The organism is Stenotrophomonas sp. GD03777 (genome assembly GCF_029842485.1).
Taxonomy (GTDB): Bacteria; Pseudomonadota; Gammaproteobacteria; order Xanthomonadales; family Xanthomonadaceae; genus Stenotrophomonas; species Stenotrophomonas sepilia.
The window spans coordinates 1-7,354 of the sequence record NZ_JAOCGL010000147.1; the positions used below are offsets into that span (position 1 = coordinate 1).

General features: G+C 65.8%; 4 protein-coding genes. 2 read left to right on the top strand and 2 right to left on the bottom strand.

Annotated elements, in window-relative coordinates; translation table 11 throughout:
* Positions 1-497 precede the first annotated feature (497 nt).
* The gene (locus tag N5E02_RS19345) at positions 498-845 is read right to left on the bottom strand and encodes a phasin family protein (protein WP_065179106.1); all 348 of its coding nucleotides are present in this window, start codon (positions 843-845) and stop codon (positions 498-500) included.
* Positions 846-962: 117 nt separating this feature from the next.
* A complete protein-coding gene (queD, locus tag N5E02_RS19350; RefSeq protein WP_005407953.1) occupies positions 963-1,325 on the bottom strand; it encodes a 6-carboxytetrahydropterin synthase QueD in 363 nt (120 codons plus the stop codon).
* Between the two features lie 192 nt (positions 1,326-1,517).
* On the opposite strand from queD, the gene N5E02_RS19355 reads away from it, so the two are divergent.
* The gene (locus N5E02_RS19355; protein WP_279946631.1) at positions 1,518-4,157 is read left to right on the top strand and encodes a TonB-dependent receptor; all 2,640 of its coding nucleotides are present in this window, start codon (positions 1,518-1,520) and stop codon (positions 4,155-4,157) included.
* 74 nt (positions 4,158-4,231) lie between these two features.
* A complete protein-coding gene (locus N5E02_RS19360) occupies positions 4,232-6,826 on the top strand; it encodes a M14 family zinc carboxypeptidase (RefSeq protein WP_279946632.1) in 2,595 nt (864 codons plus the stop codon).
* The last annotated feature ends 528 nt before the right edge of the window (positions 6,827-7,354 follow it).

Sequence of the window (7,354 nt, forward strand, 5' to 3'; positions counted from 1 at the left end):
TGCCCAGACCCCTGCCTGCCCCGGCGGGGCCCATCAGTTCGCGGGGAATCGAGACGAAGACACGCTTGTGGCGGGCTCATTCTGCGTGGAGCAGGGCGGAGGCCCTCGCGTACGAATGTCCTCCGGCGCCGGCCGTTGGCCGTCACCTCCTCCTTTACTTCGTACGCAAGGGCCTCCGCCCTGCGTTCGGAGTTCGTCGGCGCGTCATTGAAAGGTTGCCGCGAGCACTGCGCTCTACCCACCGCAAGCCGAGCCTCGTCGGGGCGGGCAGGGGTCTGGGCAAAGTAAAGGAGGAGGTGACGGCCAACGGCCGGCGCCGGGGGACATTTGCCCAGGCCCCTGCCTGTCACGGCGGGGCCCCTCAGCTCGCAGAGACATCGGACGAAGACGCACTTCGGAATCCGAACACCAGGCAAAAAAAGACCCGGCAGAGGGAGGGATCTGCCGGGTCCGGATTGCATGGGGGGAGGGACCCACGCAATGAGCGTTGCGTCGCGTCAGTGGTTGCTCGCGTCCGCCGTTGATTCGTTGTAACCCTGCACCAGTTCGGACCAGGCCTTGCTGGCCTGCAGGCCGAGACCGACCACATCCTGCTGGGCCTGGCCCAGCCGCTGCAGGTTGTCCTGCCACAGCTGTGCGCCCCTGTTGAGCATCCCGGCCGCGTCGTCGCTGCGGGCCAGTTCGCCCAGCCAGCCGCCGGTCGCGGTCAGGTTGCGCTCCATCACCTTCAACTGCACGCCGAACATGCTTTCCGCGTTCTCCAACGCCAATCGGTTTGCGCGCGTTGCGGCGGCGGCGAACTGGCGGGTGGCATCACTGAAGCGATCGCTGAAGGCGGCGGCCATGGGGGCATCAGGGAGTGGCTTGATGCATTGCAGCATACGCCGTTGATGCGGCAATGCAACAAAAATAACAAAGGCGCTCAGGGCGCCTTTAAAAAGCCTTTCAGATCAATGGGTTGATCAGGCCGTCGGGCCGCGGTAGCGACAGCCGGAGGTGCAGGTTTCGTGCACGGTGATCTCGCTCAGCGCCGGCAGGCTGGGCTTGAGTTCGTTCCAGATCCACACCGCCAGGTTCTCGCTGGTCGGATTCTCCAGGCCGGGGATGTCATTGAGGTAGTGATGGTCCAGGCGGTCGTAGATCGGCTGGAAGGCCGCCTTCACGTCGCCGAAGTCCATGATCCAGCCGGTCTGCGCACCCGGCTCGCCCTCGACCTTCAGTTCCACCCGGAACGAGTGGCCGTGCAGGCGCGCGCACTTGTGCCCCGGCGGCACGTTGGGAAGGCGGTGCGCCGCCTCGAGCATGAAGACTTTGAAGATTTCCATGGCGCAATTGTACGCCGCAGGCGGCCCGGCAGCCTGAGCGGACGCCGGGCTTTCGTGAAGTGACTCTTTCCATCCGGATGAAGAGATGATAGTTTCTCTTATATCCGTATGAAGAGATGTTATTGGCCGGGCGCCGGCCAGGCATGGACTACTGCGGAACTTCGTCGTCCTTACCACCTCCCCCACATCGTCATGCCCAAGCACACCCTGCTCGTGGCGGCCCTGGCCGTCGCTCTGGCCGCGCCTTTGCCTGCCGCCGCCGAAACCTCCGCCGACGCCAGTGGCGAAGCCAGCACCCTGGCCGCCGTGCGTGTCACCGGTTCCAACATCAAGCGCACCGATACCGAGGCCTCCAACCCGGTGCAGGTGATCGGTCGCCAGCAGCTGGAACAGACCGGCAAGGCCACCGTGGCCGACGTGCTGCGTTCGATCTCGGCCAACACCGGCAACGCCGCCAACGAAACCACCAACAACGGCTGGGCCTCCGGCTCGGCCGGCATCGGCCTGCGCGGCCTGTCGCAGAAGAACACGCTGGTGCTGCTCAACGGCCGCCGCCTGGTCAACTACGGCTTCCCGGCCGGCGGCCTGTCCGATACGTTCGTTGATCTCAACGCGCTGCCGCTGGTCGCAGTCGAGCGCATCGAAGTGCTCAAGGACGGCGCCTCGGCGGTGTACGGCTCCGACGCCGTGGCCGGCGTGGTCAACATCATCACCCGGCAGAACTTCGAAGGCGCCGAGATCGGCGGCAGCTTCGGCGGTGCCGACCAGGGCGGCCTGCACGAGCAGAACCTGAAGTTCGTCGGCGGCCTCGGTGATCTGGACACCGATGGCTACAACATCCTCTTCAGCCTGCAGGGTTACAACCGCGAGCGCCTGGACCAGGACGAGCGCAACCTGACCAGGAGCGGCATCTACACCGACAAGCCGGGTGGCCGCTGGAACGGCTGGTCGGCCAAGGGTGCGCGCTACCTGGTCAACGGCGTGTCGGTACCGATGCTCGACGCCAACGGCAACTGCCCGGCCGGCACCACCCGCGTTGCCAGCGCGCCGATTGATGGCCTGTCCGGTGACACCTGCGGCTTCAACCAGGCGCCGTTCACCACGCTGATCCCCTCGACCAAGCGTTACCAGGCCTATGCCAACGGCACCTTCCGCCTGAACGACAACGTCGAGGCCTTCGGCGAAGTGCTGTACAGCCAGATCAAGAGCGCCGCGTGGTTCGGCAGCAGCCCGTTCTTCACCCTGGAGAGCGGCCGCTTCGCACTGAACGCCAACAGCGGCCTGGCCGAGCCGGTGTCGTCGCTGCTGCCGGCCAACAATCCGTACAACCCGTACGGCCGTGCGATCCCGATCGAGTACACGTTCTTCGACCTTGGCGGCACCATCAAGACCAACCGATCCACGGCCTATCGCGGCGTGTTCGGCCTGCGCGGCACCACCGCCAACTGGGACTGGGAAGTCGCTGCATTCGGTGCGCGCAGCAGCGAACGCGAGAGCGTGTCCGGCGGCTTCGCCAACCGCTGGGCGCTGGCCGATGCGCTGGCCACGGGCAGCTACAACCTGCTCAACCCGGCGGCGACGCCGCAGTCGGTGCGCGACTCGATCAACATCGCCACGCTGCGTCCGGCCGAATCCAAGCTGCAGGGCATCGATGCAAAGATTTCCGGCAGCCTGGGCCACACCTGGGCGGGTGAGATCGGCTTCGCGGCCGGTGCCGAGTGGCGCCGCGAAAAGCTCGACTCCAACAACCCGTGGCAGATCGATGCCGGCCTGCAGGTGCGCCCGGCCATTGCCGAAGTACACGGCAAGCGCCAGGTCAGTGCGGCCTACGCCGAAGTGAACGTGCCGCTGGCCTCGACGCTGGAGCTGTCCGCCGCCGCGCGCGCCGACCACTACGACGATTTCGGCGATGCATTCTCGCCGAAGATCGGCCTGCGCTGGCAGCCCCTGGATGTCCTGCTGGTGCGTGCGTCCGCTTCCAAGGGCTTCCGCGCACCGTCGCTGTCGGAAAACTCCAACAGCACCAGCATCGCCTACGGCAGCGTGGTTGATCCGCGTGATCCGGACGTGCCGGGCTCGCGCCAGAACCCGACCTTCTTCACCGTCGGCAACAACGAACTGAAGCCGGAGCGAACCAGGAGCGTGAACTTCGGCGTGGTGCTGTCACCGTGGGCCAACACCAACCTGAGCGTGGACTACTACCGCATCCAGCTGGACAACCTGGTCGGCACCAACAACACCCAGACCCTGGTCAACGACAACGTGGCTGGCGCGGTGCAGCGCGATGAGCGCGGCAAGCTGCAGGCGGTCTACAACCGCTACCAGAACCTGAGCGAGCTGAGGACCTCGGGCATCGACGTCGAACTGCGCCAGCGCATCCCGACCGCGGTGCTGGGTGACTTCACCGTGTCCTCGGCTTACACCCACGTGCGCGACTACCGTCGCCCGACCGTGGTCGGTGGCCCGCTGGTCGACTACGCCGGCAGCAACCTGGGCGCGACCCTGCCCAAGGACAAGGCCACCACCACGCTGGACTGGAAGTACGGTGATTTCAACGCAGCCGTGACCTGGTACTACACCAGCAGCTACCGCCAGGAAGCCAGCACCGCAGCCAAGGCCATGCAGCAGCGCGTCGGCAGCTACAGCCAGTACGACCTGTACCTGGCCTACACCGGCATCGACAAGCTGACGCTGTATGCCAAGGTGCAGAACCTGGCCGACAAGACGCCGCCGTACGACGCCTCGTTCCCGGGCATCCGCGCGCCATACGACTTCAGCCAGTACGACCTGCGCGGCCGCTACTTCACGCTGGGCTTCGATTACCGCTTCTGATCCATCCGCCGCGGCCGGCCACCTGAAGGGACCGGCCGCGCAACTGTCTGCCGTTGTGTTCCAGGGGAGTCACCGTGTCCTTGCATCGCCGTGCCGTTCTTCCGTTGCTGCTTGCCGCCGCCACTGTACTGTCCTGCCCGCAGCCGGCGCAGGCACAGAGTGCCTATTTCTTCCCGCAGGTCACGGATGCGGCAGCCTTCGATGCAGCGGTGCCGACGCCAGAGCAGTTCCTCGGCTACCCGATCGGTAGCCGCTACACCCGGCACGACCAACTGGTGGCGTACTTCCAGGAGCTGGCCAGACGCTCGGACAAGATCAGCGTGCGCGAGATCGGACGAAGCTACGAGGGCCGCCCGCTGCTGATCGCCACCGTCACCGCCGCCGGCAATCACGCGCGGCTGGAACAGCTGCGCCAACAGCACGCGACCCTGGCCGGTCCGGCGCAGCCGCGCAGCGCGGCCGGTGACAGCCCGGTGGTGGTGTGGCTGGGTTACAGCGTGCATGGCAACGAGACGTCCAGTGCCGAGGCGGCGATGCTGACTGCTTACTACCTGGTGGCCAACCGCAGTGCCGAAACCCAGCAGTGGCTGCAGCACGCGGTGGTGCTGTTCGATCCGGCACAGAACCCTGATGGCCGCGATCGTGCGGCCAACTGGCACAACGCCTGGGCCTCCGATCCGGCCTCGGCCGACCCGGCCGACAAGGAACACGTCGAACCGTTCCCGCAGGGCCGCACCAACCACTACTTCACCGATCTCAACCGCGACTGGCTTGCCCTCACACAGCAGGACTCGCGGCCGAAGGTGGAGGTGTTCCACCAGTGGTACCCGAACGTGCAGATCGACTTCCACGAAATGGGCAAGGACAGCACCTACTACTTCGAGCCCTCGCCGAAGAGCATGCACAGCCCGCTGATTCCGGCGGCGTCGTATGAATTCAACAAGACCCTGGCCAAGTACCACGCGCAGGCGCTGGATGCCTTGGGTTCGCTGTACTACACCGGCGAGAACTTCGACAACTTCTCGCCGGTGTACGGTTCCACCTACCCGGACTTCCATGGTGCCGTCGGCGTTACCGTCGAGCAGGCCAGTTCGCGTGGCCGCGTGCAGGAATCGGTGAACGGCCTGCTGACCTTCCCGTTCACCATCCGCAACCAGGTCGCCACCGGGCTGGGCACGGTGCGTGGCGCGGTAACTGAGCGCAGCGGCCTATTCGACCTGCAGAAGCAGTTCTTCCAGAGCGCGCTGAAGCAGGCCGCACAGCAGCCGGTGAAGAGCTTCGTGTTCGGTGATGTGCATGATCCGGCGCTGACCCGCCGCCTGCTGGAACTGTTGCTGCTGCATCGCATCGAGGTACGCGCGCTGGAGCGTGCAATCACCGTCGATGGGCAGCGCTTCGATGCCGGCAGCGCCTACGTGGTGCCGGTGCAGCAGGCGCAGTTCCGCCTGGTGCATTCGATCTTTGCCGAGACACCGCCGATCAAGGGGGATGTGTTTTACGGCAGCACCAGCTATGCGATCGCACCGGCCTACGGCGTGGCTTTCGCCGGCAGCCGTAGCCGTATCGAGGGTGGCGCACGCGTGACTGCGCTGCCGGCTGAGCAGGGCACGGTGCTGGGTGGCCAGGCCGGATTCGCGTACGCGATCGACTGGCGCGACTACAACGCCGGGCGCGCGCTGGCCGCGCTGCAGGGCAAGGGCGTGAGCGCACGTGCGGCATTCCAGCCGTTCACCACCGCGACCGCGCAGGGCGACGTAAGCTTCGCCGCCGGCAGCCTGGTGATTCCAGTTGCCGGGCAAACGCTGCAGGGCGCGGCGCTGCTTGAGGCAGTGACATCTGCCGCGCGCGAGGCAGGTGTGCAGGTGCACGCGCTGTCCAGTGGCCGCAGCCGCGAAGGCATCGATCTGGGCAGTGACGGCATCAAGGCGCTGCGCAAACCCGCGGTTGCGCTGGTGATGGGGGAGGGCGTGGCCGCCACCGAGATCGGCTCGGCCTGGTTCCTGCTCGACCAGCAACTGCACCTTCCGGCCAGCAAGCTGGACCCACAGCAGCTGGGCAAGGTGCCGCTGGACCGCTACACCACGATCGTGCTGTCCGGTGGCACCTATACCGGCGTCGATGCCGCGGCGGTGGCTGCACTGAAGCGCTGGGTGCAGGCCGGTGGTTCATTGGTGACCTATGGCAGTGCCTCGAAGTGGGCGATCGAACAGAAGCTCGCCGACGGCGAGAAGCTCGGCAAGGACGAAGAGACTGCCGACGAGAGCCGCCGTGCATTCGGCGACCAGCGCGACATCGCCGCGATCGAGCGGGTCAGCGGCAACATCCTCAGCGCCGATGTGGACACCAGTCATCCGCTGGCGTTCGGTGTGCCGCGCCGACAACTGGCGATCAACAAGGAGAACACGGTGACGCTGCAGCCGAGTGCGAACCCATTCTCGACGGTGGTACGCATCGACACGCCGCCGCGGGTGAACGGCTATCTTTCCGAGCGCAACCGTGCGCGGGTGGCGGGCAGCGCGTGGCTGCTGGTGTCGGCGCAGGGGCAGGGCAACGTGGTGCTGTTTGCCGATGACCCGGCGCACCGCAAGTACTGGCACGGGACGGATCGGCTGCTGATCAACGCGATCTTCTTCGGGAATCTGGTGAATCCGAGTAAAGCGCGGGGTTGAGGCGTTTGGCGCCGAGTCGTTGTTGTGCTTGGGAGGCAGGGGGCCTCAGCCAGGACACGCCGTGAACCCATCCATGGGGGCTCGATGGCGCCATCCTTGGCGCCAACGGTCCTGGCTGAGGCCCCCTGCCTCCCATGACAGTTTCCTGCGGGCGCGGACGCATCAGACCCCAAGGCGGGAGCAAGGGCAAAGGCAAAGGCAAAGGCAAAGCCAGGAATTGCGGCTTCGGCTTTTGACTTTGAATTTGAATTTGAATTTGAATTTGATCTTTCTTCTCCCGGCTACCCGGCGGGAGAAGAAGGCGCAGGCAATGCTTGAAGCGGATGGGCATGGGGGCAGCGCAGAACCGTTGGCGCCATGGATGGCGCCATCGAGCTTACATGGACGTATTTACAGCGTGTTCTGCGCTGCCCCCATGCCCATCCGCCCTCGGTACTGCCACCGCGTGCTTTGTCACCCGGTAGCCAGCAAAAAAAAGGACGGCGCGTCAGCGCCGTCCCTCGATAGCCCCCGCGCAGCGGGAAGCAC

Excerpts from the sequence above, each read along its gene's own strand:
- queD (WP_005407953.1), bottom strand. The coding sequence starts at position 1,325 with ATGGAAATCTTCAAAGTCTTCATGCTCGAGGCGGCGCACCGCCTTCCC.
- N5E02_RS19355 (WP_279946631.1), top strand. The coding sequence starts at position 1,518 with ATGCCCAAGCACACCCTGCTCGTGGCGGCCCTGGCCGTCGCTCTGGCC.
- N5E02_RS19345 (WP_065179106.1), bottom strand. The coding sequence starts at position 845 with ATGGCCGCCGCCTTCAGCGATCGCTTCAGTGATGCCACCCGCCAGTTC.